Below are 25,888 nucleotides of genomic sequence, written 5' to 3'. Positions count from 1 at the left end.
TTGTGTCATGAGTGGATTGCCGTCAGCATTTCACTCAAGGACAGGGGAGGGCTGGCAATGGCAGGCACATCATCCAAACCGCAGGCGCTGATCGTCGGGGCCGGGACCGGTCTGTCGGCGGCTTTCGCCCGGCAGCTCTCTGCTGCGGGCTATGCGGTGCATCTGGCTGCCCGCAATACGGACAAGCTGGAGACGCTGGCAGCAGAGACCGGGGCCGTGCTGCACGTGCTCGATGGCACCGACACCAACGGGACCTCGGCACTGATCGACGGTTTGCCCGGGGAACTGCGGGTGGCCTGCTACAACCCCTCGGCCCGGCTGCGCGGTCCTGTTGCAGAACTGGAGCCGGAAGCGGTGCGCAAGGCAGTGGAGATCACTGCCTATGGCGCCTTTGTGCTGGGGCAGGCGGCGGCCAAGAGGATGCTGATGCAGCAGGCCTTGGACGGGCGGCGCGGCACCATCCTGTTCACCGGCGCCTCCGCCGGGGTGAAGGGCTTTGCCCAGTCCGCGCCCTTTGCGATGGGCAAGTTTGCGCAGCGCGGCCTGGCGCAATCGATGGCGCGGGAGCTGCACCCAAAGGGCATCCATGTCGCCTGGGTCAATATCGACGGCGGCATCCGCAATGCGTCCCGGCCTGAGCGGGTGGAGGCGGCGGATAACCCGGACAGCATGCTGGACCCGGAGGCTATCGCCCGGGAATACATGCATCTGATCACTCAGCACCGTTCCGCCTGGAGCGACGAGCTGGTGCTGCGGCCTTGGGTGGAGCGGTTCTAGGGGCTGAAACCAAGGCAAAGAAAACCCCCGCAGCCGGATGGTGCGGGGGTTCCTAATGTGAATGTGGTGCAGCTCAGCTGACGAAGGTATTGAGCAGCAGGTAGATCACCGCGGACAGAAGTGCTGCGGCAGGGACGGTGATCACCCAAGCGGCCACAATTGTCATGAAGTGGCTGCGGCGCACCAGCTTGCGGCGGCGGCGTTCCTCCGGCGCGATGCGTTTCTCTGCCGGGCGGCCTGCGGCGGATTTCTTCAGGCGGCGCTCCATGTGCCACTCGCGGAAGAAACCGACGCCGAACACCGCGCCCACCGCGATATGGGTGGAGGACACCGGCAGGCCCAGCCAGCTGGCCACGATCACGGTGATGGCGGCGGACAGCGACACGCAGTAGGCGCGCATTGGGTTCAGCTTGGTGATCTGGCTGCCGACCATGCGGATCAGCTTGGGGCCGAACAGGAACAGGCCAAAGGAGATGCCGAAGGCGCCGATTACCATCACCCAGGTCGGGATTGCGACCTTGGCGGCAAAGTCGCCGAATTCGGTGGCGTGCACGATGGCGGCCAGCGGGCCGACCGCGTTGGCGACGTCATTGGCGCCGTGGGCAAAGGACAACAGGCCCGCGGAAATCACCAGCGGCAGGCCGAACAGCGCCTTCAGCGACTTGTTGCGGTTCTCCATGCCCTCGGACTGGCGCTTGATCAGCGGCGCGGTGATGACATAGGAGACCGCCCCGATACCGGCACCGATCAGCAGCGCGGTCTGCAGGTCGATCTTGACGATCTTCTTGAGGCCCTTCAGAGCCAGATAGGCACCAAAGGCGGCGGCCATGACGGCGACCAGAACCGGCACCCAGCGGCGGGCAGCGGCGATTTTGTCGTCCTGGTAGATGATCCTGGCTTTGATGAAGGCCAGGAACAGCGCGGCGATGATGCCGCCCAGCACCGGAGAGATGACCCAGCTGGCAGCGATCTTGCCCATGGTGGGCCAGTTCACTGCGGCGGTGCCCGCGGCAGCCACACCAGCGCCCAGCACGCCGCCTACGACCGAATGGGTGGTGGACACAGGCGCGCCGACCCAGGTGGCCAGGTTCACCCACAGCGCCGAGGAAATCAGCGCCGCCATCATCGCCCAGATGAACACGCTGCTGCTGCTTACTGCGGTGGGGTCGACAATGCCCTTGGAAATGGTCGACACCACATCGCCGCCTGCCAGCAGGGCGCCTGCGCTTTCACAGATGGCGGCAATCACGATGGCGCCGCCCATGGTCAGCGCATTGGCACCGACCGCCGGCCCCATGTTGTTGGCGACGTCATTGGCGCCGATGTTGATCGCCATATAGGCGCCAAAGGCCGCGGCGGCGATCACCACCATGCTCATGGCGGAACCGCCGAAGAACACGCCGGCGGCAAGGCCCGCCAGCACGATAAAGGCCAGCGCAATGCCCGGCGCCACCAGCGGGCGGGAGGCATAGCTGGTCGCGAGCTCCAGCTGGGAGATCCTGTTCAGATCCTTATCCAGCGTGTTCCATTGCGGGCGCTGATCTTCGTGGCTCATCGTCGCGTTCCTGATTCCGGGGTCTGGGCACGCGCCTACCCCCGCTCATGGAACGGATCAAGCTTCTGACATGAAAATGTCACATAACTTTTACAAACGGTGCAGAATGTCCCGCAGTTCCGGCTCATCGACCAGCCCGGCTGCTTCTGCAGGCTTCATCCACTGGCGGGTGCGCTCGCTGGACTCCGGGTAGTCGTCCTCCAGCTGCTCCACCTCAACCTCGAAAATCAGCGTGGTCACCGGCTCTTCGGTGCCGTTGTCGTGGCGCTTGGTGAAATGATATTCGCCGATCGGCTGCGGTGTGATGCTGGCGGGTTTCACCCCGGCTTCCTCCCAGGCTTCCTGCAGCGCCGACTCCGGGCCATCCTTGCCCTCAACCGGCCAGCCCTTGGGCAGGATCCAGCGCCCGGTGCCGCGGCTGGTGATCATCAGCACTTCCTTGCCGTCCGCATCCATGCGGTAGCACAGGGCGGCGACCTGCACGCGGGCAGGGCGCTGCAGCATCGGTTTGATGATCTCGTTCCAGGCGCGGGTCAGGGGGCTTGTCATTTGTGCTCAGCCTTTTGTTGTTGGGGAATATCCCGTGTCGTGTGTGTAACTGCAGGAATCTACGCCTGATTGACCGGGGTTGCAAGATGATGCGCGGGTTTGCCGTGCAGCAGACCGCAGGCCTCAGGCGGGGCTCCCGCCCGCTGATCCGCGCATCACAGATGCACCGCCAGCCGTTGGGCCGGGCAGCGCGGCTCAGCCGCGCTGCGTTTCGCTACTTGCGCCGTTTCGCCCTGAGCGTCGGGTCCTCCTGGGTCGGGTCTTCGGGCCAGGGGTGCTTGGGGTACTGGGCGCGCATGTCTTTTCTCACATCTGCATAGGAGCCGGCCCAGAAGCCCGGCAGGTCGCGGGTGATCTGGATCGGGCGCTGGGCGGGCGACAGCAGCGAGACCTTCAACGGTACGCCGCCCACCGAAGGGTGCCGGGTGACGCCGAACATCTCCTGCAGGCGGACCGAGATTTCCGGGATCTCGCCGTCATAGCTGATCGGAATCTTGCGCCCAAGCGGGGTTGTGAAACTGCCCGGCGCCTCGCGGTCCAGCACCTGCGTCTGTTCCCAGCTTAGGGCGGCCTTGAGCGCGGGCAGCAGGTCAAAGCGTTTCCAGTCCTCGGCCGATTTCACCCCGTCCAGCATCGGCAGCAGCCAGTCTTCCAGGTTCTCCGTCAGACCGTGCAGTGAGAAATCCGGCAGTTCATGGCCTTCCGCCCTGACCAGTTCCACCCGCGCCGCCAGCCGCGCGGCAGCCCCGGTGAGCCGCAGGCCGAGGTCGCGCACCCCGTCCAGCATCGCCCGCGCCACCGCGTCCGGCGGCACGTCCTTCCAGATCCGGTCATCGAGAACCATGGCGCCGAACCGCTCCTGCTGGCGCGCCACCACCCGCCGGTCGCGCTTGGACCACTCGCATGTGTCCTCCCAAGTGATCTGATCCGCAAACAGCTCGCGGATCTCGGCCAGCGAGATTTGCGCCGCCATGCGGATCTTCGCCTCGCGCGGGTTACCGTCGGTATCCAGCGCCACGATGAACGGTGCCCCCGCCAGCGTATCGCCGCCATCCAATATGGCGCCCTTGCCTCCGGACAGCACGAACCGTGGATTGTCGCCCTTGCGGCGCTGGCCGACGCGGTCCGGATAGGCGAGGGCGGCCATCATCGCGGCAGACAGGCCCGCATCCCGGTGGCCTGCCTGTTTCTCCAGCCGCCGCGCCTCGCTCCTGATCCGCTCCACCACCGGGCGGTTCAGCTGGTAGGGGTGATTGCGCGCAAACCCCTTGGGGTCCCGCAGCGCCTTCAGCCGCAGCGACAGGTCCGCAGGGGCGCCGCGTAGCGGATCGCGCTCACCCAGAAGGGCCGCCAGCGGTGCGGCTTCGGGGCCTGCCTGCAGCAGCATATGCCCAAGCCGCGGATGCAAGGGCAGGGCGGCCAGCGCCTTGCCGTGCTCGGTGATCCGCCCCTGGGCATCCAGGGCGCCCAGCATCGCAAGCAGCGCCTGCGCCTCTGCCAGCGCGCCCGCAGGCGGCTGGGTCAGGAACATCAGATCCTCCGGCGCCGCGCCCCACAGCGCCAGCTCCAGCGCCAGTGCTGTAAGGTCGGCGCTTTCGATCTCGGCGGGCGGAAACGCCATCAGCGCGCCTTCTTCGCCCTTGGTCCACAGCCGGTAGCAGAGGCCCTCCGCCACCCGGCCCGCGCGGCCCTGCCGCTGGGTCGCCTCGGCGCGGGTCACTTTCTCTGTCACCAGCCGCGACATGCCGGAGCCGGGATCGAACCGCGCGCGCCGCGCCTGGCCCATATCCACCACCACCCTTATGTCCTGAATGGTCAGCGAGGTCTCGGCAATCGAGGTCGCCAGCACCACCTTGCGGCCCTGCGCCTCCGGCTGGATCGCTGCGCGCTGCTCGGCAAAGGGCAGGGCACCGAACAAGGGCCGGATATGGCAGTGGCCGGGCAGGCGCTTCTCCAGCGCGCCAGCAGCGCGGCGGATTTCACCCTCGCCGGGCAGGAACACCAGAATGCCGCCGCCAGTGGCCTTTGTATCCCTTTCAGCCTGCACCACCAGATCGGCCAGCGCATCCACGCGGCGGGCCTGCGCGGGCAAGGGACGCTCCAGCCAGCGGGTTTCCACCGGGTAGCTGCGCCCCTCGGACGTCACCATCGGCGCATCCATCAGCGCCGCCACTGGCCCGGCGTCCAGCGTTGCCGACATCGCCAGCAGCATCAGGTCATCGCGCAACGCGCCCGCCACCTCCAGGCATAAGCCAAGACCCAGATCGGCGTTCAGCGAGCGTTCGTGGAATTCGTCAAAGATCACCGCGCCGATGCCGGGCAGGTCCGGGTCCGATTGCAGCATCCGGGTCAGGATGCCCTCGGTCACCACCTCGATGCGGGTGGATTTCGAGACCTTGGCGTCGCCGCGCACCCTGTAGCCGACGGTCTGGCCAGGCTTCTCTCCCAGCGTTTCCGCCATCCGCTCCGCTGCGGCACGGGCGGCAAGGCGGCGGGGTTCCAGCATTACGATGCGGCCCTTCGTCAGCCCGGCCTCCAGCATCGCCAGCGGCACCCGTGTGGTCTTACCGGCACCGGGCGGCGCCTGCAGCACGGCACGGCCGCGGGCACGCAGGGCGTCCAACAGTTCGGGGAGGGCGTCTTCGATCGGCAATCTGGTCATGCCGCCTTATCGCCAAAGCAGAGGGGGAGGTCTAGCGGCCTTGCAGCGGCCGGCAATACGCAAACCGAACCAACCGCGGCGGATTTGCCGCCTTTCCTGCGGCGTGCGCTGATGTAGTCTGCCCGCCAGACGGCAGGGGCTGGACTTTGCGGCTCGGCTTGCGCCAAGGTCCGCCCAACACATCAGGAAGACGCGCATGGACACCGAACAGCTGACACAGAAGATCCTCGATGGCGACCGCCGGGCGCTGGCCCGTGCCATCACCCTGGTGGAAAGCGGCCGCGAGGATCACCGCGCCAAGGCGCAAGAGCTGCTGTCGGAACTGGCCAAGCACAAACGCCAGTCGCTGCGCATCGGCCTGTCGGGCACGCCCGGTGTCGGCAAATCCACCTTCATCGAAAGCTTCGGCATGATGCTGACCGGGCTCGACCTGCGGGTGGCGGTGCTGGCGGTTGATCCCAGCTCCGCCCGGTCCGGCGGGTCGATCCTGGGCGACAAGACCCGGATGGAACGGCTCAGCCGCGAGAAGAACGCTTTCATCCGCCCGTCCCCCAGCCAAAGCCACCTGGGCGGCGTCGCCCGCCGCTCCCGCGAAGCTGTCGCCCTGTGCGAGGCAGCAGGGTTCGACGTGGTGCTGATCGAAACCGTCGGCGTCGGCCAGTCGGAAACCGTGGTGGCAGAAATGTCCGACCTGTTCCTGCTGCTGCTGGCTCCCGCGGGCGGCGATGAGCTGCAGGGGGTGAAGCGCGGCATCATGGAAATGGCCGACCTCATCCTGGTGAACAAGGCCGACGGACCCTTGAAGCCAGTGGCGACCCGCACCTGCGCCGATTACGCCGGCGCCCTGCGCCTGTTGCGCAAGCGGCCGCAGGACCCCGAAGGTTTCCCCAAGGCGCTGATGGTCTCCGCGGTAGAGGAGCACGGGCTGGACAAGGCCTGGGAAGAGATGCAAACGCTCACCGCCTGGCGCCGCGAAAACGGCCACTGGGGCCGCCGCCGCGCCGATCAGTCCTGCTACTGGTTCGACCAGGAGGTGCGCCAGGCGCTCTTGGCGCGGCTGCACACCGCCAGCGCCCAGGCGGCGATGGCAAAGCTGTCGGGGCAGGTGGCCGAGGGCGCGCTGACCCCGGCGGCGGCGGCGCAGCAGATGCTGCAGGACCACCTGAAGGGCTGAGCCGCGCAGATGCAGGAAACCCGGGTCTTCGACGGCGAATGCCTGCGCGCCTCGCTGTTCAACGCAGGCGCAGAACGGCTGTTCGTGACCTTCCGCCAGCGGGTTGCCGTGGCCGGGGAGTTCGAGGACCGCGGCCCGGTCAGGAACATGACCAGGCACGGCTATGCCCATCTGCACATCCAGCCTCGCCACAACGATTGGTACATCAACAGCGAGACCAAGGCGCTGTCGCGCAGCCTGAAGGAACTGTCCAAGGGCTATGGCGACGTCTCTGCCATGGGGTTTTCCATGGGCGGCTACGGGGCGCTGCGGTTCTCCGGGGCGCTGCGCCTGAACCGCCTAATTGCCGTCTCGCCGCAATACACAATTGCGCCGGGCGTGGTGCCGCATGACCGGCGCCGCAAGGAGGCAGAGGCCTTTGATGCGGCGCTGGGCGACCTGGTGCGCTATGGCCGCCATGAGCTGCAGGGCGTGGTGCTGTTTGATCCGTTCCGCAAGATGGACCTGAGCCACGCGCTGTTCATCCAGGCGGTGTTCCCGGACCTGCAGCTGTGCCGGCTGTCCTGCGGCGGCCATCCGGCCAGCCAGGTGATCCGCGAGGGCGGCAGCTTCTGGGACCTGCAATCGCTGCTGCGCGACGGCCCGCTGAACGCGGCGCGGGTATTGGAGCTGCACCGCAGCCGGCGCAGGCTGTCGCGGACCTATTGGCAGAAGCTGGCACGGGTGGCCCGGCAGCGCGGCCGGCCGGGGCTCGGGGCGGCGGCAGAAGCCGGTCTGGAGAGGCTTGAAGCGGCGCAGGAAAAGGTGCAGTAAGCGCGGCAAGAAAGCTGAGTTGAATCACTTGACGCTGTTGCCGGTTGAGCGTAAGAGCAGCGGACCAGTTTTCGGGCGCAGCCAATGGCCGCGCCCCTTGTGATTTGGCGCCGGACTGCCGGAGCCTCCAAAAAACGAAGGATGAAGATATGTCGCGCCGTTGCGAACTGACCGGAAAAGGCCCGATGACTGGCAACAATGTCAGCCACGCCAACAACAAAACCAAGCGCCGCTTTCTGCCCAACCTGAACGACGTGACCCTGCAGTCCGAAGTTCTGGGCCGTGGCGTTAAGCTGCGCATCTCCGCAGCTGCCCTGCGCTCTGTCGACCACCGCGGCGGCCTGGACGCGTTCCTGGCCAAAGCCAAGGACGAAGAGCTGTCGGCAAACGCGCTGAAAGTGAAGAAAGAGATCGCCAAGGCACAAGCCGCACAGGCTTAATTCCCTGGCCTGATCCCTTCACCGGATCGGATTAAGAGACACCGCGCAGGGCTGCCCCTGCGCGGTGTTTGCGTTTGCGCAATCTGCCGCAGGATTGCGCCTTGCAGACGGTTTGCCTTGGGGGCATATCTGCCTGCAGATGATACCTGCCTTGCGCATATTCCTTGGGCTGTTCCTGGCCCTGACCGTTGCCCTGACGGCGCACAGCGCCGCCGCCCGGCAGGGGGAGCGTAACGCCGCGGGCCAGATGGTGATCTGCACCGGCACCGGCCCGGTCACAATCTACGTCGACAGCGACGGCCAGCCGGCCAAACCGCCGCACAATTGCCCCGACTGCGTGATGCATGTGCTGGACGCGGTGATGCAGCCTGCGGGGCTGGTACTGCCGGTTGTGGTCTGCAGTGAAGCCTCGGCGGGCCGGCAGGCCGCACTGGCCTCGGTGCAGCATATTCTGAATGCCAGCGCCCGCGCGCCGCCAGCCGCCTGACGTTCACACACAGCCTATCTGAAATTTGAAAATCCAACTATGAGGAGACAGAACATGTCCCTGAAGTCTGTTGTTTTTGCAGCCGCGGCTGCTGCTGCCTTTGCCACCTCCGCCTTTGCAGGCGATGCCATGATCATGGTGCACGACCAATACGCGCGGGTATCTTCCCCGGCAGCCAAGGCCGGTGCCGCCTTCATGGAGATCATGAACAAGGGTGAGGCCGACGATCAGCTGATCGACGTGCGTTCCGACGTGGCCGCCAAGGTGCAGCTGCACACCCACAAGGAAGGCGATGACGGCGTCATGAAGATGATGCATGTGGAGGAAGGCTTTGCCGTGCCGGCCGGTGAAACCCATATGCTGATGCGCGGCGGCGACCACATCATGTTCATGGGCCTGAAGCAGGCGCTGAACCACGGCGATGTGGTGAAGGTCACGCTGGTGTTCGAAAAGGCCGGCGAGGTCGAGATCGAGGTGCCGGTGGATCTGGAGCGCAAGGCCGAGGGCCACGGCCATTCGGATCACTCCGGCCACTCGAACTAAGCGCCGCAGGGCAGGGCCGGCGCGGCGTCAGGCCGCGCTTCGGCCCTCCTTCGCGCCCAAAGCCCGCTCTTTGGCGGGCTTTTTGCCGCCTGGGCTCAGCCCAGCAGCTCAGCCACCCAGTCCGGAACAATCCCGCTGGCCGGGCCAAAGCGGCGCTCTGCAAAGCGGGAAGCGGTGGCCGACGGCTCCAGGTTCAGTTCCACCGTATGGGCGCCTGCCAGATACGCCTCATCGACAAAGGCCGCGGCTGGGTAAACCTCGCCCGATGTGCCGATGGCGGCAAACAGATCCGCCCCGGCCAGATGGGCATAGATCTCCTCCATGAAATACGGCATTTCACCGAACCAGACCACATCGGGTCGCCCGGCAGGCGCCGCGCAGGCAGGGCAGGGCTGGCCGGTCTGCATCTCCATTGGTGCAGGCCAACGGTGGCTGCAGGCCGCACACAGCGCGCCTGCCAGCGTGCCATGCATATGCAGCACCCCGTCTGCGCCGCCGGCCTCATGCAGCCCGTCGACGTTCTGGGTCACAATCACCACTTCTCCCGGATGCTCCCGCTGCAGCCGCGCCAGCGCCTGATGGCCCGGGTTGGGCGCTGCTTCCGCCGCCTGCCTGCGCCGCGCATTGTAGAAGCCATGAACCAGGTCCGGATTGCGCGCAAAGCCTTCGGGCGTTGCCACATCCTCGATCCGGTGCTGCGCCCAGAGACCGCCCTCATCGCGGAAGGTGCCCAGCCCGCTCTCGGCGGAAATCCCGGCGCCGGTTAGGATCACGATCTTCGCGCTCTTTTCCATCGCTGCAGAACCTCCTATCACTACTCCCGTTCAAAGGAGCCATTTGCCCATGCCTACCCGTATTCTGTTTGTCTGCCTAGGAAACATCTGCCGCTCCCCGGCGGCGGAGGGCGTGTTCCGCGCGCTTTGCCCGGAGGCTGAGACCGACAGCGCCGGCACTGCGTCCTACCACGCAGGCGAGCCGCCCTACGGCCCGATGCAGGCGGCGGCGCGGGCGCGGGGGCTGGATATCTCCGACCTGCGCGCCCGGCAGTTCCGGCGCGGCGATTTCGAGAGCTTCGACCTGATCATCGCCATGGATGACAGTAACCTGAAAAACATCGAAGCCCTGCGCCCGGCTGGCAGCGAAACCCCGGTGCGCCTGTTCACGGACTATGCGCCGGAGACCGGTGCCGGCCACGTGCCGGATCCCTATTACACCCGCGACTTCGACGGCTGCCTCGACCTGATCGAACAGGCCGCCAAGGGCCTTAGGGCGGCGCTGTAAATTACTCCGCAATCACCCGGAAACCGCCTGCCAGGAACGGCAGCTGCTGCACCGCCGGATCGATCATCTGGGTCTGCACCAGTCGGCGCACGGTCTCGGCCACATCGCGCGGCACCCGGTCGGCCCAGTCGGCGGCGGTGAACAGTGAGATTGTCCGCGACATTTCCCCGAACGGCAGCGGGAAGGCGTCGATCTGGTCGTGGAACCGGCCCGCGCGCATATACCCTAGCGGCGTGGTGATGGCCCAGCCGATCCGTCGTGCCACCATTGCCATCAGCGCCAGATGCGAGCCGACCTCAAACCGGTTCTCGAACTCCAGCTTCTGGCGCCCTAGGAGCCCCTCGATCTGCTGTGAAATCAGCTGTTCGCGGGCATAGCGCAGGAAGGGCAGGCCGCTCAGCTGCTCTGCCGCCTGCGCCGCATCCGAGACCGCGCCGCGCGGCGCCACCAGGATGAAGGGATCGCGCACCAGCGGGTATTCCACCAGCCCCTCGTGCAGGCCGCCGGCAGTGGCGGCAATGGCGATATGCAGTTCCCGCGCTTCCATCGCCCGCACCACGTCGTGGCTGGAGGCGGTGATCATCTTGAACCGGCACTGGGTGAGGCTGTCGGCCAGGATGGTGGCCAGCCGAGGCGTCAGGTCATTGTCGAAGTCGTCGATCAGCCCGATCGACAGCGCCTGCAGGTGGGTGAGGTCCATCACCGTCAGCTCGCTCTGGGCCAGCCGCAGCTCGCCCAGCACCGCCTCTGTCCGGGCCAGAAAACTGCGCCCTGCGGCAGTCAGCACCATCGGGCGGCGGCCATGGTCGATCAGTTCGCTGTCCAGCGCCTTTTCCAGGTTGCGCATCTGCTGGCTGACCGCTGGCTGGCTCAGCCCGGTCATCTCGGCGGCTTGCGCCACGGATCCGGTCTTGGCCAAAGCCTCAAACACTTCCAGCCCACGCAAGGAAACGCCCTTGATCAACATATCAACTGCTCCAATACCTTAGGCCGTTCTTTGCGGTTTGAGGCTGCGCGGGTCAAGGGTGGCAATGCCGCAGTCTTTCCCCCTTGCGAAAATGCCGCAGCGCGGATGCATCAATAGAAAAGGCGCCCCGAAGGGCGCCCCCAGCAATCGTGAATGTGCCGCCGCCTCAGCCGCAGCTGCGTGCCGCGTGGTCGCCAAAGGCCTTGTAGCGCAGCCACAGCCGCTCGTCGCTGCGGTTGGAGGACTGGCGCACCACCTGGGCCTGGTGCGGATCGGCAAACCACTTGGAGACTTTCTTGCGCTCCGACGCCGTCAGGCTGCGGTTGGCGACCTTCTGGATGCAGTTGCAAAGGCTGGGCGAGGCCGCGGTGCGGTCCGACTGGCGGCAGGCGCGTTCAATGGCGCCGGCCTCAGCGCCCGCAGGCGCCAGCGCGGCCAGAAAGCCGGCGCAGAGCGCGGTTGTCAGGAAAGTTTTCATCTGCTCATGCCCCGTGTTTGGCAAGCGGGTCTGATGCCCGCAGTTCTGGCCGCAGTATGGCAAATGCGGGGCTGCGTTTCAATCGTGGTAAACGGGGAATGAAGGCGGCTGGAGCGCCACGGTCGACGGCCCTCCAGCGCTGGTTTCGCTCAGGTCTGGTTCGGCCCGCGCAGGGCGCGGACGGCCTGGCGCACGGCTTTCCAGTCTGCCGCTTCGCTGTCCTTGCCGGCCTCTTCGCACTCGCGCATCTTCTGCGCGGCCTCAGCCTCGGCCTTGTCGCCATGCGCGCTGTAGAGCGCGCGGGCATATTCAGCGGCTTTGATTGCATCCATGCGGATCGTCCTCCTTTGCTTGTCTCTCGCATCTCAGGGGCGCGCGTCTCGCGGTACGGGAGCAGTATAGCGCATTTTGAGGAACTATGCAGGGAACGGCGCGAATTTGCGGGGTTTCGGCGGGGGAATGCGGAGGGAAGGGGGTAAAGTCCGCGCCGCAAAGCGGAGGGCAGCGCCCGCCCGTGGGGGCGGTTCGGGCGCTGCCCGGCGGTGTCGCCGGGCAGGAGGCTAGATTTCTAGTGTGCTTTCTGTCGTCGCCGTTGGATGTTTGGGGGCGGATTTGGAAGGTGAAGAAACCTCACCAAAAATCATGTCGTGATAGAGGGAGATGTTCTCCAGCCGCCGCTGTGTGCCTTCTGCGTCTCCGCTTACGAACCACAGGCCGGTGCAAAGAGCCGCGTACAGTTTCCAGTCGCCAAGGCTTGTGCCCAGTTGCTTCTTGAAGGCATCGGAGAAGACCGAGGGTTTGGCGCTACACGCTTTCTGAAGTTCGTTTTCAAGCTGAGCGACTTTCGCATTGAGGCGGCCAATCTCTGCCCGCAACTGATCTTCCGTTTCACTCGCAACGGCCCCGTCGAGCGGGGCCGCCTGAATTGTTGCATTCACCGCCAGCAGCAAAGCAGGCAAAGCCGCCAGAGCCTCCAACGCTTCAGGGAGCGCATTGGCGCCAGTCTCCGCGTGGAAGCGTTCAATGCTGTGAGTGATTTGCGCGGCGAGGCCTTGCAGGCTTGCAGAGGCGATAACCCGGTTTTCGAACAAGTGGCTTACGGACTTGGGTTCGTGTTTGGGGAACCTGTCCTTTACGTTTTGCGGCTTCGCAAAGTCTGCTCTAATCCGTTCAATTTCGGCATCAATTTCCTTCGAACCCGCTTGCCAGATGTCATTGTCGATCATCGCAACTTGCTGTTGGAGTTTCCAATCAAGAGGCTTGCCGTCTAGGAACCCTTGGTACCAATCAAGCCAGAATGATACGCCTGAGATGTTCAGAACTGCCAAGGCCTGACGGTGCAGGTAAGGTGAATTTTTTTCTTCGTTCCCAACACGATACAATGGTTGTGATAGTAGTTGGGTGGCCAGCCCTTTGCCATTATCAGCCTCATCCAGTTCTCTTTCAGAGGCGATCAGCTTATCTACAGTGAATTTGAGAAGTGCATTAGGGAAAGAACTTCTTATCGCGCCCAAGTAGTTTTCGAGTGCTTGTTGCGTGTGCGTGTGGGCGCGGCCGTCAAAGCATGACAACCAATGAATAAAACTGTGCTGAACCCTGGTTAGATTGCCGTCAGCAAGCACCGTCCCCTGTTCACCAGTCGCAGGATCTTCGATGGTGAGATCGTGAATATCAATTTGAGCTTCCGCCGCTCTGAGCCGGAGTAACAGATCTTCTTTTTCTGCGGCGTGCAGGAGGGATCCAATAGTGAGTAGTGCTCGCAAAACGCGGTTTGCACTATCTTTTGTGAGCATGTCTTCGTTGAAGTGGGGGACTGCGCGCAGTGTATGCCGGAACAGGACCTCCGCTTGCGCGGGAGGGCAAGCATCCCGCTTAAAGAACTTTGTGGTGTCGTCCAAGCTGCTACCTCTAGTGTTTGTCAATCCACCTTGACCAAACCCCGAATCCAAATCATATGCCTCAGCATGACTGACCTCGCTCACATCCGCAATTTCTCCATCGTCGCCCATATCGACCATGGCAAATCCACCCTCGCTGACCGGCTCATCCAGGAGACCGGAACGGTGAAGGACCGCGATATGAAAGAGCAGCTGCTCGACGCAATGGACATCGAGCGCGAACGCGGGATCACCATCAAGGCCAACACCGTGCGCATCGACTACACCGCGCAAAACGGCGAGACCTATGTCTTGAACCTGATCGACACCCCCGGCCACGTCGACTTTGCCTATGAGGTCTCCCGCTCCATGCGCGCGGTCGAAGGCTCGCTGCTGGTGGTGGACTCGACGCAAGGGGTGGAGGCGCAGACGCTGGCCAACGTCTATCAGGCCATCGACGCGGATCATGAGATCGTCCCCGTCCTGAACAAGATCGACCTGCCGGCCTCCGACTGCGACCGGGTGGCGGAGCAGATCGAGGATGTGATCGGCATCGACGCCACCGGCGCCATCCAGGTCTCTGCCAAGACCGGCCAGGGCATCCGCGAAACGCTGGAAAGCATTGTCCAGCACCTGCCGGCACCGCAGGGCACCCGCGACGCGCCGCTGAAGGCGATGCTGGTGGACAGCTGGTACGACAGCTACCTCGGAGTGATCGTTCTGGTCCGCATCATGGACGGCGTCCTGAAAAAGGGCATGCGGGTCAAGTTCATGTCGAACAACACCCTGCACCATGTCGACCGCATCGGCGTGTTCCGCCCCGCCATGCAGGTGGTGGATGAACTGGGCCCGGGCGAGATCGGCTTCCTCACTGCCTCGATCAAGCAGGTGCGCGACACCCGCGTCGGCGACACCATCACCAACGACCGCAACGGCACCGAGAAGGCCCTGCCGGGCTTCAAACCGGCCCAGCCGGTGGTGTTCTGCGGTCTATTCCCGGTGGATTCAGCTGAATTCGAGGACCTGCGCGACGCCATCGACAAGCTGGCCCTGAACGACGCGTCCTTCTCTTTCGAAATGGAAACCTCCGCCGCCCTCGGCTTCGGCTTCCGCTGCGGCTTCCTGGGCCTGCTGCACCTGGAGGTGATCCGCGACCGGATCGAACGCGAATACAACATCGAGCTGATCACCACCGCACCAAGCGTGATCTACCACGTCTACATGAAGGGCAAGGATAACGAGCCCGGCGAGATGATCGAGCTGCACAACCCCGCCGACATGCCCGACCCCTCCAAGGTCGACCACATCCAGGAGCCGCGCATCAAGGCGACCATCCTGGTGCCAGACGAATACCTGGGCGACGTGCTGAAGCTCTGCCAGGACCGCCGCGGCATCCAGATGGACCTCTCCTACGCCGGCTCCCGCGCCATGGTGGTCTATGACCTGCCGCTGAACGAGGTGGTCTTCGACTTCTACGACCGCCTGAAATCGGTGACCAAGGGCTATGCCTCTTTCGACTACCAGATGACCGGCTACCGCCAGGACAACCTGGTCAAGATGTCGGTGCTGGTGAATGACGAGCCGGTCGATGCGCTCTCCACCATGGTCCACCGCGACCGCGCCGAGATGCGCGGCCGCGCCATGTGCGAGAAGCTCAAGGAGCTGATCCCGCGCCACATGTTCAAGATCCCGATCCAGGCCGCCATCGGCGGCAAGGTGATCGCCCGCGAGACCCTCTCGGCGCTCCGCAAGGACGTGACCGCCAAATGCTACGGCGGCGACGCTACCCGGAAGCGCAAGCTGCTGGACAAGCAGAAAGCCGGTAAGAAGAAGATGCGCCAGTTCGGCAAGGTGGATATCCCGCAAGAGGCGTTTATTTCCGCCCTCAAAATGGACAGCTAAAGCTGACCATTTTCGAGGGCGCGCGGGCGAAAGCGGTTGGCGCAGCCAATTGCGTGCCCGTCCGGTCCTGTTCTGCGGCGGAAACGAGACCTATTCAAACGGTTGCAAGACGGGGCTTCGGCCCCGTTTTTTGCTTCTGGCGATTGCCAAGCTCCCGCCCGGTCGAAAGGCCGGGCAGCGCCCGATCCGCCCCCACGGGCGGGCGTTGCCCTAGTGGTTTGACATGAAGTAACGGCCGTGCGTGTCAGTTGAGTACGAAAGTACTTGCTGGTTGTTCGTAGCTATCGTCGTGTTTGCTGGACCGGGAGGTTCCAAGCGTAAGAATGGTCCGGGACTCGCTGTCGTTAATGGGAGCGCAAAAAGTCAACTTTGAACCTTTCGAGCTTCGAGGCGTTCTTCTCTGGATTGGATCAGGCCGGGCATTGTGAATAAGTACTTGAGGAAAAGTTCACAAAATTCGCGGATATCCTTTGTGTCATCTTCGTTGGCTTCAACGTATCGGTGCTTGTGATATTGCCCCAGTACGCGAATCTTGTGTGCCCAATTCTTCATTCTTTCTGTAATTAACCCCTCATCAAACAGTATGTTAATTCGTTTCGTGAGATCCATTCTTTGAGCGCTCAAACTTTGAGATTCAATTTCGTCGTGAGGTGCTTTTGCTGCAATGCAGGCAAACTCGATAGACTGGAGGTACAGTTGTGCAGCAGCTTTCCAGCGCGAGGATGAAAAGTTAAATTCAGCGTCTAGGTAGGTGTCGTTCAGAATGCTAGGCAGGTGTTCTGGAGCGGTGAGCTTGTTTTCGGGGACCAAACGTGCTTCGCGAAGCTCGGAGAAATCATAAACTACAGAGTCTTTTTCAAAATCAGTGTAGTAATGTTGATATCCGCTATTCACATTGAAACTAACCAGAGATCCGTTTTCGCAGTTGTCACATACGACAAAGCAGTACGGGCGCCAGTTGAGCCTGTCGAAAGTCTTTGTGTGATAGCACTTTACTTTGAAAATCGATGTTGTGGAACAATAGCTGCAGTTTATTCTAAACGCCATTCTGTAAGGTGCCCTTATTTTGGTCATAGGTTGTCGGGTAGTTCCGCCGACACTCTGCTTTCTTAGGTAGCTAATCGAATTGTGCGCTCCCGTACAAGGAGAGTTTGACTGCCGAAATCAGGTCTGCTCGTTCGGTTTTGCCGGTACTGTGTGTGTTTTGCACTTAACCGGTCGCCAGACCGGGCAGCGTCCGTCCCGCCCCCCCGTCATGCCGGAGGCGTGCTTCCAGCACGACGCGGGCGCTTCGCCCCCCCACCCCGCCGGGCCGGGCGCTGCCCTCCGCGTTCTGATCTGATGTCAGGCAAAGTCCCTTAAGCGGGCAGGCTCGCCCTGCGATGTCGGCCAACCGCCGCTCCTCTCTAAACATTCGTGCGCCACTCTCCGCCCATCCTCGGCCTCTGCGCACCAACCCGCTGAAACCACAACCATTCCGTGGTATCCTCCACCCCGTTCATCTGGGGAGGATAACACCATGAAACACCTGACTTTGGCCGCCGCGATCACCCTCTTGGCGTCGCCGCTTCTGGCCGGGCAATGCCCCGCCGACATTGCCGCCATCGACGCGGCGCTGGCCGCAGGTACCGAACTGTCGGAGGAAGACCTGGCAACCGTCCAGGAACTGCGCGACGAGGGGCAGGCACTGCATGACAGCGGCGATCACGCCAACTCGGTTGCGACCCTGGCAGAAGCCAAGGCAATGCTGGGGATCTGAGGCCCCACAGCAGAAACAGAAAAACGCCCGGCGGACCACCGGGCGTTTTGCATATCCTAGCGAAGGCTGCTGCGCTTACAGCGCGTCTTGCACGTCCTGCGCGGCGCCGCTGATTGCGTTGCCGGCCTTGGAAATATCGCGCCCCGCGCCCTTGGCGGTCTCGCAGGCCGCCAGCCCCAGCAGCATCAGCGCGCAGGCAAAAATCCGCATCATTCCGGTTACTCCTCAAATCTGCTCTCTCTGTTGGCAAAATGTCTAGCAAGCCATTGGAGCGCAAGCCAGAGCCTTTGATGCGGTTGAGCGAGGTCAAGGCCGCGGGGGCCACGCCGGGCTAGGCTTTGAGCGAACAGTCACGAGGAGGCAGAGCCATGGACCTATCCACCCGCAAACAGGCGCTGGAGGCGCGCCGCGCCGAGCTGACCGGCCATCTGAGCAAGGTGGAGCACACGCTGGACGCACCAATGCCGCAGGACTGGGAGGACCGCGCCTCCGAGCGGCAGGGCGACGAGGTTCTGGAAAGCCTCGGCAACGCAGAGCTGGACGAACTGCGCCGGATCGACGCCGCGCTGGGCCGGATCCGGGCCGGCACCTACGGCATCTGCGCCGGCTGCGGCGGCCTGATTTCCGACGCGCGGCTGGATCTCTTGCCCGCTGCGCCGCTGTGCAAAACCTGCGCCGGAGCGGCAGCGGGGTAGGGCGCGGCCTCCGGTTCAATGGGGATTTACCAGAAATTTGCAACTTATAAGATAGTGCAATCCCCGTAAATCGCGAGTATCTTGACCTGGATCAAGGAGATAGAACTGACCCGGGGGCACGTTGCGCGAAACCTGAACTGGAGGGCATGGACGATGGACTTTTCCGCCAGAAGAGAATTGCTTGAGGCGCGGCGGCAGCGCCTGGCCGGGCTGCTGTGCCGTACCGGGCAGGCCCCTGCAGCACCCCGGATGGGCTCTCACCGCCAGCCACGCTCTGAACGCGGCGCGGGTTGCGCGATCGAGGTGCTGCCCTACGCCAGCCACGAGGAGCTGCGCCGGATCGAGGCCGCGCTGGCCCGTCTGCGCGACGGCTCCTACGGCTATTGCCGGATCTGTGGCGACGACATCGGCGACGACTTTCTGGACCAGCGCCCGGCCTCGCCCTTTTGCAAATCCTGCGCTTTGTAGCCGCGCCGCCCGCGCTGCGGCTTATCAAGGATTTCCTCCAGTGCCAGCGGCCTTTCGGGCCGCTGGCTTTTTATGCCTGCAGGTATTTTGCCGCGGGCGCACAGTTTTTTTGCTGCGGGCGCGCAGGTTTTTTGCCACGGGCGCACCGGGGCCGTTGCCCGGTGGCAGCGCCGCACTACTTTAGCCCTTCGCGCGCAAAGGCCCCGTTGCCGTGCTTGCCGGGATGTGCCACAACCGGCCTGACCGACTGAACAAATGAGTTTAGCAGATGCCAGAATTCACTGAGCGCCGCCGCATGATGGTGGATACCCAGATCCGTCCCTCGGATGTCACCAAATACCCGATCATCGAGGCCATGCTGGCGGTCCCGCGGGAGAAATTCGTGCCGGACGCGCAGCGCGAGGCGGCTTATGCCGACCAGAACGTGCGCCTGGGCGGCGGCCGGGTGCTGATGGAGCCGCGCACCCTGGCCAAGATGCTGGATGCAGTGGATCTGCAGAACGACGAACTGGTGCTCGATGTGGCCTGCGGCTTTGGCTACTCCACTGCGGTGGCTGCGCGCATCGCGCAGATGGTGATTGGTGTCGAGGAAGACGAGGCCATGGCCGCGGACGCGCAGGAGCTGCTGAGCGAGACCGGCGCCGACAACGCCATCGTGCACGTTGGCCCGCTGGCCGAAGGCGCGGCCGAACACGGCGCCTATGACGTGATCCTGGTGCAGGGCGGCGCCGAGGAGCTGCCCGCAGCACTGCTGGACCAGCTCAAGGACGGCGGCCGCGTCGCCGCGCTGATGATGACCGGTAACCTGGGCGAGGTGAAGATCGGCTACAAGACCGGCGGCCGGATCTCCTGGCGGTTTGAATTCAACGCCAGCGCGCCGGTGCTGCCGGGCTTTGCCGCGGCAAAGGAATTCGCGCTCTGAGCCTGAGGGGCTGGCGCTGCGGCGGGACCCGCTGCAAGATATGAGGAGGGGCCGGGCGCCGATCATTGGGTGCCCGGAGCAGGAACCAACAAACCGCGGCTGGCGGCGCGGCAAAAGATAAGGCAACCGATGCGAATGAAATTTCCGGCGAGTGTGTTCAAGGCTTTTGTATTTGCCGGCGGCGTGGCGGCGACGGCGCTGATGCCGCTGAAGGCGGCGGCGGACAACCTGTCCGACGCGATGATCGGCGCATATAAGACCAGCGGCCTTTTGGAACAGAACCGGGCGCTGCTGCGCGCCGCGGACGAAGATGTCGCCGCAGGCGTTGCCCGCCTGCGCCCGGTGATCGAATGGACCACCTCTGCCACCCATACCTACACCCGCGGCACCAGCCAGTTCGGCAACTTCAATGAATTCACCGACAATGAAATCCGCACCCAGCTGCAGCTGACCCAGCTTGTTTTTGACGGCGGTGAAACGCGGCTGCGCAAACAGGCCGCGCAGGAACTGGTGCTGGCCACCCGCCAACGGCTGATCAGCATTGAGCAGCAGGTGCTGTTCTCGGCGGTTCAGGCCTATGTCGGCGTGCTGCAGGGGCAGGAAAACGTGTCGCTGCGCCGCAACAACCTGCGTCTGCTGCAGGAGGAGCTGAAAGCGGCCCAGGACCGGTTCGAGGTCGGCGAGGTCACCCGCACCGACGTGGCGCTTGCCGAAAGCCGGGTGGCGGCCGCCCGCGCCAACCTGACCGATTCCGAAGGCACGCTGCGGACTGCCCGCGCCACTTATCTGCAGGTGGTCGGCCATCAGCCGGGCAGCATCGCAGGCCAGCCGCGGCTGCCGTCGCGCAGCGCCTCGCTTGATCAGGCGCAGTCGATTGCCCTGCGCAACCAGCCCGACCTTCTGGCGCAGCAGTTCTCGGTCAAGGCGTCCGACCTGCTGGTGCAGGCCACCACCAAGGCGCTGGGGCCGAGCGTGAACTTCACCGCCCGTGCAGGCCTTGGCGAAAACATCAATGACGGAACCGGCACCTCCTCGGATTTCACCGCCTCGCTGTCGCTCAACCAGCAGCTCTACACTGGCGGTCTCAACGCCGCGACCCGGCGCCGGGCCATTGCCACCGCCGATGCCGAACGCGGCACTCTGATCAACGTTCAGCGCACGATCCTGCAATCGGTCAGCGCCGCCTATTTCAACGTCGAAACCGCCCGCGCAACCCTGGTCTCCTCCGGCGAACGGGTGCGCGCCTCCAAAGTGGCCTTTGACGGCATTCGCGAGGAAGCCACCCTGGGTGCCCGCACCACGCTGGATGTGCTGCAGGCTGAGCAGGAATACCTCGATGCGCAGACCGAACAGGTCAATGCCCGTGCGAACCAGGCCCTGGCGGCCTATCAGCTGCTGCAGTCCCAGGGGCTGCTGACCGCAGAGCATATCGGCCTGGCGGTCGAGATCTACGATCCCACCCTCTATTACAACCTGGTCAAGGACGCTCCGGCCCATCACAGCAAGCGCGGCAAGGATTTGGACCGGGTGCTCAAGGCCTTGGGACGTAACTGACAATTCATCCTATCAGTTGTGCGGGAAGGGGAAGGCCGCTACACTCTGACTCAAGAGGCAAGAGTGGTTTTAGATAATGTCCGACCCAGTTACCCACGCTGAGATTGAAGATGTATTGTCCTCGATCCGCCGGTTGGTGAGCGAAGACACACGGCAACAGCCCGCGGCGCCGGAACCGGCGGCGCGGCTGGTGCTGACACCCGCCCTGCGGGTGCAGGAGTCCGACGCCCCCGTCAGCGGCCTGCCCGCTGCAGAACCAGATGCAGAGCAGGACACAGAGGCTGCTGAGGCTGTCGCGAAACCGGCGGAACCGGCCGAGCAGGCAGCGGAAGACCTGCCGCAGACTGGTTTCGAAGCACAAGAACAGGGCGGTGACACCGCCGCCATCGCGGATACCGCAGCTGCGGAAGACCTCGCCGCCAGCCTGGCACCGGAACCGCCGCTGGCCTTCCGCCACCACAGGGACCGGGACATTGGCCGAACGGACGCGGATGCACCGCAGGAGACGGCCGAAGATCAGGCCCCGTCTGCCGCCGCTGCGGATCCTGCCGAAACAGATGCGCCCTGGGGCAACCCCGAAACCACCCTGTTTGCCGCCGCTGCCGGAGCTGGCCAGCACGCTGACGATGAAGCCGGGGACGAAGGTACACACGCTGAAGGGGAGGCGGACGCCGAAAAGGCCGCGCCAGTCCTGCTGACGGAGGAAAGCCTCGCCAGCACCACCGCCGGCGCCCGCGCCGCATCCGTGGTCCGCAAGATTGCGGAGCTGGAGGCGCGCGGCACAGCCGCACAGAACCGCGCCCGGCAGCACTGGGAGCCGGACAGCCAGACTGAAGCACCTTTTGCCGGCGCCGGTCCCGACACCATCGAATGGCGGGATGAGCCGCTGCCGCTCCGCCGCACCCGCCGCGCGGACAACGGCATCCCGGATGCCGCTGCAGAGGATATCGCACCGGACACTGCTGCTGACCCGGCCAGCGCCGAAGCTGCGCTGGACCCAGAAACGGCTGCGGACTCGCTGGAGACGGCGGTGGAAGACGCAGTCACCGGCGCGGCAATGGACACGCTGGCGGAGGAGGGCGGCGACAGCTACCTCGACGAAGACGCCCTGCGCGACCTGGTGGCCTCCATCGTCCGCGAGGAACTGCAGGGCCCGCTGGGTGAGCGCATAACCCGCAACGTGCGTAAACTGGTCCGCCGCGAAATCCACCGCGCATTGGCCGCCCACGACCTGCTCTGATCCGGTCCGTTTCTGGATAGGTTTGTTTCGGGGGAGGGGTGAAAGGGCCCGCTTCCGGCTCGAGAGAAAACGGGGAAGCCGTCCCCTTTCCCCATCCCCTTCGAAGACAGATGCCTATGGCGCACCGGAACCTGCATCAAGGACGCTGCGCGCCAGCAAGCTGGCAAGTCCTTGACGCAGAACCCTGACCGCCATTTCCCGGCATCAGCAAAGGCGACGGAGAAAGGGGGCGGCAGCCAGCCCGGCGGCTGCGGTCAGGCCCGTACCTCCTGCGCCAGCTCCAGCAGCTGATCCAGATCCATGTAGCGCTCCAGATGATCCGCCAGCGCGTCCAGCACTTCCTCCACACCGTCCTCATATCCCGCCTGGCTTTCATGCCCCAGCGAAGCCAGCACGCTGGCGCGGAAGGCGTCCCCGGAAAACAGCCCGTGCAGGTAGGAGCCCTTGACGCGCCCGTCCGCTGAGGCCGCGCCTTCGGGACGCCCATCAATGCTCAGCCAGGCGCGTTTGCAATCGGTGCCGGTGGTGCGGCCCATGTGGATTTCATAGCCGCTGACCGGCAGGTTGCCATCGCGGGTGACAGCTTCGGTCAGCGTCACCCGTTTTTCCCCCGCCATCACCGTGTGCACATCCAGCAGGCCCAGCCCGTCCACCTTGCCGGGCCGCCCGTCGACGCCCTCGGGGTCGTCGATGGTCTTGCCCAGCATCTGGTAGCCGCCGCAAAGGCCCAGCACATGGCCGCCGCGCCGGTGATGCGCCAGGATGTCGATGTCCCACCCCTGCGCGCGCAGGTAGTTGAGGTCGCCGATGGTCGACTTGCTGCCGGGCAGGATCACCAGATCCGCATCGCAGGGCAGGGCGCGTCCGGGCGGCACGATCTCCACCGTCACCGCGGGTTCCGCTGCCAGCGGGTCCAGGTCGTCGAAATTCGCCATCCGCTCCAGCTGCGGCACCACAACCTTGCAGGTGCCGCCTTGGCGCGAGGCAATATCCATCATGTCCTCGGCCGGGAGCTTCCAGGCATCCCAGAACCACGGCACCACACCCAAGGACGGCCAGCCGGTGCGCGCAGCAATATCATCGCGGCCGCCGTCAAACAGGCTCAGGTCGCCGCGGAAGCGGTTCACCATAAAGCCGACGACCCGTTCCAGATCATGGCGCTCAAGCACTGCATGGGTGCCGACGATCTGCGCAATCACCCCGCCGCGGTGGATGTCGCCGGCGATCACCACCGGCACGCCGGCGGCGCAGGCAAAGCCCATGTTGGCAATGTCGTTCTTGCGCAGGTTGGTCTCGGCAGGGGAGCCCGCACCCTCGATCAGCACCAGATCGGCATCCGCCGCCAGCCGGTGAAAGCTCTCCAGTGCCGCTTCCAGCAGTCCCGATTTGTCGCGCATGAAGGACCCGGCCCCTTGGGTGCCGCGGCGCTTGCCCTGCACGATCACCTGAGCGCCGGTGTCGGTCTCCGGCTTCAGCAACACCGGGTTCATATCGGTATGGGGCGCCCGTTTGGCGGCGCGCGCCTGCAATGCCTGCGCGCGGCCGATCTCGCCGCCCTCGGGCGTGACGGCAGCGTTGTTGGACATGTTCTGCGGCTTGAACGGTGCCACCTTCAGCCCGCGCCGCACATAGGCGCGCGCCAGCCCCGCCACCAGCAGTGACTTGCCGACATTGCTGCCGGTGCCCTGGATCATGATTGCGCGTGCCATCAGCTGCTCCCTGCCTGCGCCCCGTCGTTCAGGGGCCTGCATAGCAGGTTAGACGCCCCCGTCCATGGGGGCTGTGCCGCAAGCGTCCCGCGGCAGCCGCCGCGCGACAGGGTTCCCCTGCGGAAACCCCGGCATGCAAAAAGAAAAACGCGCCCCTAAGGGCGCGCTTTTCAGCAATGCGCAGGGGAAGCCTTAAGCGGCTTCAGCCTGCGCAGCGTTGCGGCGTTCGCTTTCTTCACGCGACAAAGCAACCGAGGTCCGCACACCGCGGCCCACGAAGTCCATCAGGCCTTCCACAACCCGTTCGTTCGGGTCGATGCCGGCGCAGGACAGCACTTCGCGGCCATCGCGCGAGCGCGCCCAGCGGGCGATCTGTTCCGGGCCATTGCCGTATTTCTTGTCGTCGGCGATGGCATCATCCAGTGCGGCCAGGACAACGGCTGCAAACAGTTTGCGGGCGCGGTTGCCTTGCTCGTTATTATAAGCGGTGCCGTCTACGAAATCTCGCATCTCGTATCCCTTGTTGTTCTTGCTATTGCAATTTTCGGCGTAGCGCTGCTTATGACGGAAGTGTGACGATTCGGATAGAGCGCAGATGCATAGCTTTCATGCAATTTGCGCATATCTTATTCACAGATCTTCCATACCATATCCTTGTCTTGCCAGCGATCAGCCCGCCAGATATAGGGTCTTGCAAATTATCATCAACCATCTGAAAGGCATTTTCCCATGCCCAAGATCAACGGCAACGAAATCCGTCCCGGCAATGTGCTGGAACATAATGGCGGCCTTTGGGCAGCGGTGAAGGTCGACCACGTCAAACCCGGCAAAGGCGGCGCATTCGCTCAGGTCGAGATGCGCAACCTGCGCAACGGGTCCAAGCTGAACGAACGCTTCCGCTCCGCGGACAAGGTGGAGCGTGTCCGCCTGGAGCAGAAAGACCAGCAGTTCCTCTATGAGAGCGACGGCATGCTGGTGTTCATGGACGCCGAAACCTATGAGCAGATCGAACTGCCCGCGGAGCTGCTGGGCGACCGCCGCCCATTCCTGCAGGATGGCATGACCATTGTGGTGGAATTCTACGAAGCCGAGGCGCTGAACGCGACCGTGCCGCAGAAAGTCACCTGCAAGATCGTCGAGACCGAGCCGGTCGTCAAAGGCCAGACCGCGGCAAACTCCTTCAAGCCCGCGATCCTGGACAATGGCGTCAAAGTCATGGTGCCGCCGTTTGTCGGCCAGGATGAGATGATCGTGGTGAACACAGAGACCATGGAATATTCCGAGCGCGCCTGAACCGGGACGCCTTCGGAAAAACGGAAAAGCCGCCCTCCCTCGGGGGCGGCTTTTTCTGTGTCTGCGCAGCGCCCAAGACTTTTCTGAAAAGTCTTGGCAAAAGTTTTCAAAAACTTTTGCACCAGCCGCCGGGCGGATCACCCCGCAGGCAGCGCCAAGCTGAAGCCGCATTCATCCATCATCTTGCCATAGGCCGCGGTGAACCCGCTGAGCGAGGCCTCGTAGAACATGTCATTGCCCGCCCAGATCTCCACCCAGCGCCCCTGTTTCATCGCCTGCAGCATCACTAGGTGGTCCTGAAACCGCAGCGCGCTTTCGGCTTCGGCCAGGCCTTCCTCATTGATCCAGGAATTGATCCCGGCAGAGAGTGAGAAACTGCGGTCGAAGTCAAAGAGGAAATCCACCGTGCCGCCCTGCTGCATCAGCGTCGGGTAGTGGCGCGGCGCGTATTCCTGCACCTTGGCCATCGGATAGACATCCGGCGGGCCGGCATCGCCGGAAAACACCTCCAGCGCCAGCAGCGGGTCGCCATCGCCGCCGGTCCAGGCGCGGCAGGTCAGATAGCTGTCCTGCTCGGTCTCATGCGGTTCGGTGGCGACATGCCAGTCCTTGTAACTCCAGTAGTCTGCCCAAGCGGGGCAGGCAGCCAGCACGGCAGCACACACTGCAAACATCAGACGCATCAATTACCCTTTCAGCAAATCCTGCGGCGACCCTAACGCAATCAGGTGAACAGAGGCTTG

General features: G+C 64.1%; 28 protein-coding genes. 15 read left to right on the top strand and 13 right to left on the bottom strand.

Annotated features, from left to right (window positions below; genetic code table 11):
* The first annotated feature begins 57 nt into the window (after positions 1-57).
* Positions 58-777, top strand: a complete 720-nt coding sequence (locus GC1_RS08690) for an SDR family NAD(P)-dependent oxidoreductase (protein WP_019296098.1) — start codon at positions 58-60, stop codon at positions 775-777.
* Between the two features lie 73 nt (positions 778-850).
* Here GC1_RS08690 and GC1_RS08685 read toward each other — a convergent pair whose 3' ends face one another.
* The 3 genes from GC1_RS08685 to hrpB form a co-directional block, all read right to left on the bottom strand.
* Complete coding sequence (locus GC1_RS08685; protein WP_019296099.1) at positions 851-2,332, bottom strand: inorganic phosphate transporter; 1,482 nt, start codon at positions 2,330-2,332, stop codon at positions 851-853.
* Positions 2,333-2,422: 90 nt separating this feature from the next.
* Entirely contained in the window at positions 2,423-2,881 is a 459-nt protein-coding gene (locus tag GC1_RS08680) for an NUDIX hydrolase (RefSeq protein ID WP_019296100.1), read from the bottom strand.
* A 214-nt stretch (positions 2,882-3,095) separates the two neighbouring features.
* On the bottom strand, positions 3,096-5,543 hold the full coding sequence (gene hrpB / locus GC1_RS08675) for an ATP-dependent helicase HrpB (RefSeq protein ID WP_019296101.1): 2,448 nt from the start codon (positions 5,541-5,543) through the stop codon (positions 3,096-3,098).
* A gap of 196 nt (positions 5,544-5,739) precedes the next feature.
* Here hrpB and meaB point away from each other — a divergent pair, with 196 nt between their 5' ends.
* From meaB to GC1_RS08650, 5 genes are all read left to right on the top strand, one after another.
* Positions 5,740-6,717 carry a methylmalonyl Co-A mutase-associated GTPase MeaB gene (gene meaB / locus GC1_RS08670; protein ID WP_019296102.1) on the top strand — a complete coding sequence of 326 codons (978 nt, stop codon included), beginning with the start codon at positions 5,740-5,742 and terminating at the stop codon, positions 6,715-6,717.
* A 9-nt stretch (positions 6,718-6,726) separates the two neighbouring features.
* Complete coding sequence (locus tag GC1_RS08665; protein WP_019296103.1) at positions 6,727-7,530, top strand: hypothetical protein; 804 nt, start codon at positions 6,727-6,729, stop codon at positions 7,528-7,530.
* Positions 7,531-7,679: 149 nt separating this feature from the next.
* On the top strand, positions 7,680-7,970 hold the full coding sequence (gene rpmB / locus GC1_RS08660; RefSeq protein ID WP_019296104.1) for a 50S ribosomal protein L28: 291 nt from the start codon (positions 7,680-7,682) through the stop codon (positions 7,968-7,970).
* A gap of 151 nt (positions 7,971-8,121) precedes the next feature.
* Complete coding sequence (locus tag GC1_RS08655) at positions 8,122-8,457, top strand: DUF2946 family protein (RefSeq protein WP_237754577.1); 336 nt, start codon at positions 8,122-8,124, stop codon at positions 8,455-8,457.
* A 54-nt stretch (positions 8,458-8,511) separates the two neighbouring features.
* Positions 8,512-9,000 (top strand): copper chaperone PCu(A)C, encoded by a 489-nt coding sequence (locus GC1_RS08650; protein ID WP_019296106.1) that lies wholly within the window; start codon positions 8,512-8,514, stop codon positions 8,998-9,000.
* A 95-nt stretch (positions 9,001-9,095) separates the two neighbouring features.
* Here GC1_RS08650 and GC1_RS08645 read toward each other — a convergent pair whose 3' ends face one another.
* Positions 9,096-9,794: an NAD-dependent deacylase gene (locus GC1_RS08645; protein WP_019296107.1), complete on the bottom strand. Its 699-nt coding sequence runs from the start codon at positions 9,792-9,794 to the stop codon at positions 9,096-9,098.
* A 49-nt stretch (positions 9,795-9,843) separates the two neighbouring features.
* Here GC1_RS08645 and GC1_RS08640 point away from each other — a divergent pair, with 49 nt between their 5' ends.
* Positions 9,844-10,281 (top strand): low molecular weight protein-tyrosine-phosphatase, encoded by a 438-nt coding sequence (locus tag GC1_RS08640; protein WP_019296108.1) that lies wholly within the window; start codon positions 9,844-9,846, stop codon positions 10,279-10,281.
* A gap of 1 nt (position 10,282) precedes the next feature.
* On the opposite strand, the gene GC1_RS08635 is transcribed toward GC1_RS08640, so the two are convergent.
* The 4 genes from GC1_RS08635 to GC1_RS08620 all read right to left on the bottom strand — a co-directional run bounded on the left by GC1_RS08635 (position 10,283) and on the right by GC1_RS08620 (position 13,624).
* Positions 10,283-11,248: a LysR family transcriptional regulator gene (locus tag GC1_RS08635; protein ID WP_019296109.1), complete on the bottom strand. Its 966-nt coding sequence runs from the start codon at positions 11,246-11,248 to the stop codon at positions 10,283-10,285.
* Positions 11,249-11,414: 166 nt separating this feature from the next.
* Positions 11,415-11,726 carry a hypothetical protein gene (locus GC1_RS08630; RefSeq protein WP_019296110.1) on the bottom strand — a complete coding sequence of 104 codons (312 nt, stop codon included), beginning with the start codon at positions 11,724-11,726 and terminating at the stop codon, positions 11,415-11,417.
* A gap of 149 nt (positions 11,727-11,875) precedes the next feature.
* Positions 11,876-12,058 carry a hypothetical protein gene (locus GC1_RS08625; protein WP_019296111.1) on the bottom strand — a complete coding sequence of 61 codons (183 nt, stop codon included), beginning with the start codon at positions 12,056-12,058 and terminating at the stop codon, positions 11,876-11,878.
* Positions 12,059-12,286: 228 nt separating this feature from the next.
* On the bottom strand, positions 12,287-13,624 hold the full coding sequence (locus GC1_RS08620; protein ID WP_152612470.1) for a hypothetical protein: 1,338 nt from the start codon (positions 13,622-13,624) through the stop codon (positions 12,287-12,289).
* A 66-nt stretch (positions 13,625-13,690) separates the two neighbouring features.
* Here GC1_RS08620 and lepA point away from each other — a divergent pair, with 66 nt between their 5' ends.
* Entirely contained in the window at positions 13,691-15,505 is a 1,815-nt protein-coding gene (lepA, locus tag GC1_RS08615) for a translation elongation factor 4 (RefSeq protein ID WP_019296113.1), read from the top strand.
* 363 nt (positions 15,506-15,868) lie between these two features.
* On the opposite strand, the gene GC1_RS22175 is transcribed toward lepA, so the two are convergent.
* Positions 15,869-16,399, bottom strand: coding sequence for a DUF4145 domain-containing protein (locus GC1_RS22175; protein ID WP_162183411.1), 531 nt, complete (start codon positions 16,397-16,399; stop codon positions 15,869-15,871).
* Positions 16,400-17,024: 625 nt separating this feature from the next.
* On the opposite strand from GC1_RS22175, the gene GC1_RS08605 reads away from it, so the two are divergent.
* Positions 17,025-17,264 (top strand): hypothetical protein, encoded by a 240-nt coding sequence (locus tag GC1_RS08605; RefSeq protein ID WP_019296115.1) that lies wholly within the window; start codon positions 17,025-17,027, stop codon positions 17,262-17,264.
* Between the two features lie 75 nt (positions 17,265-17,339).
* Here the strand turns inward: GC1_RS08605 and GC1_RS22170 are convergent, their stop codons facing one another.
* The gene (locus GC1_RS22170) at positions 17,340-17,477 is read right to left on the bottom strand and encodes an entericidin A/B family lipoprotein (RefSeq protein ID WP_019296116.1); all 138 of its coding nucleotides are present in this window, start codon (positions 17,475-17,477) and stop codon (positions 17,340-17,342) included.
* A gap of 155 nt (positions 17,478-17,632) precedes the next feature.
* Here GC1_RS22170 and GC1_RS08600 point away from each other — a divergent pair, with 155 nt between their 5' ends.
* The 5 genes from GC1_RS08600 to GC1_RS21900 all read left to right on the top strand — a co-directional run bounded on the left by GC1_RS08600 (position 17,633) and on the right by GC1_RS21900 (position 22,143).
* Positions 17,633-17,959 carry a TraR/DksA family transcriptional regulator gene (locus GC1_RS08600; RefSeq protein WP_019296117.1) on the top strand — a complete coding sequence of 109 codons (327 nt, stop codon included), beginning with the start codon at positions 17,633-17,635 and terminating at the stop codon, positions 17,957-17,959.
* 153 nt (positions 17,960-18,112) lie between these two features.
* Complete coding sequence (locus tag GC1_RS08595; RefSeq protein WP_019296118.1) at positions 18,113-18,427, top strand: TraR/DksA family transcriptional regulator; 315 nt, start codon at positions 18,113-18,115, stop codon at positions 18,425-18,427.
* Between the two features lie 268 nt (positions 18,428-18,695).
* Entirely contained in the window at positions 18,696-19,349 is a 654-nt protein-coding gene (locus tag GC1_RS08590) for a protein-L-isoaspartate O-methyltransferase family protein (RefSeq protein ID WP_019296119.1), read from the top strand.
* Positions 19,350-19,478: 129 nt separating this feature from the next.
* Positions 19,479-20,903, top strand: a complete 1,425-nt coding sequence (locus tag GC1_RS08585; protein WP_019296120.1) for a TolC family outer membrane protein — start codon at positions 19,479-19,481, stop codon at positions 20,901-20,903.
* A gap of 76 nt (positions 20,904-20,979) precedes the next feature.
* Positions 20,980-22,143, top strand: a complete 1,164-nt coding sequence (locus tag GC1_RS21900; RefSeq protein ID WP_019296121.1) for a hypothetical protein — start codon at positions 20,980-20,982, stop codon at positions 22,141-22,143.
* 254 nt (positions 22,144-22,397) lie between these two features.
* On the opposite strand, the gene GC1_RS08570 is transcribed toward GC1_RS21900, so the two are convergent.
* Together GC1_RS08570 and GC1_RS08565 are read right to left on the bottom strand one after the other, a co-directional pair.
* Positions 22,398-23,852 (bottom strand): cobyric acid synthase, encoded by a 1,455-nt coding sequence (locus GC1_RS08570; protein WP_019296122.1) that lies wholly within the window; start codon positions 23,850-23,852, stop codon positions 22,398-22,400.
* A 192-nt stretch (positions 23,853-24,044) separates the two neighbouring features.
* Complete coding sequence (locus tag GC1_RS08565; protein WP_008556013.1) at positions 24,045-24,362, bottom strand: DUF6280 family protein; 318 nt, start codon at positions 24,360-24,362, stop codon at positions 24,045-24,047.
* 219 nt (positions 24,363-24,581) lie between these two features.
* Here GC1_RS08565 and efp point away from each other — a divergent pair, with 219 nt between their 5' ends.
* The gene (gene efp, locus GC1_RS08560) at positions 24,582-25,145 is read left to right on the top strand and encodes an elongation factor P (protein WP_019296123.1); all 564 of its coding nucleotides are present in this window, start codon (positions 24,582-24,584) and stop codon (positions 25,143-25,145) included.
* A 137-nt stretch (positions 25,146-25,282) separates the two neighbouring features.
* Here efp and GC1_RS08555 read toward each other — a convergent pair whose 3' ends face one another.
* The gene (locus GC1_RS08555) at positions 25,283-25,828 is read right to left on the bottom strand and encodes a hypothetical protein (protein WP_019296124.1); all 546 of its coding nucleotides are present in this window, start codon (positions 25,826-25,828) and stop codon (positions 25,283-25,285) included.
* Positions 25,829-25,888: the final 60 nt, after the last annotated feature.

It is taken from the genome of Leisingera sp. ANG1, assembly GCF_000203975.2.
Taxonomy (GTDB): Bacteria; Pseudomonadota; Alphaproteobacteria; order Rhodobacterales; family Rhodobacteraceae; genus Leisingera.
This window is presented reverse-complemented; position numbering and strand designations above follow the sequence as displayed.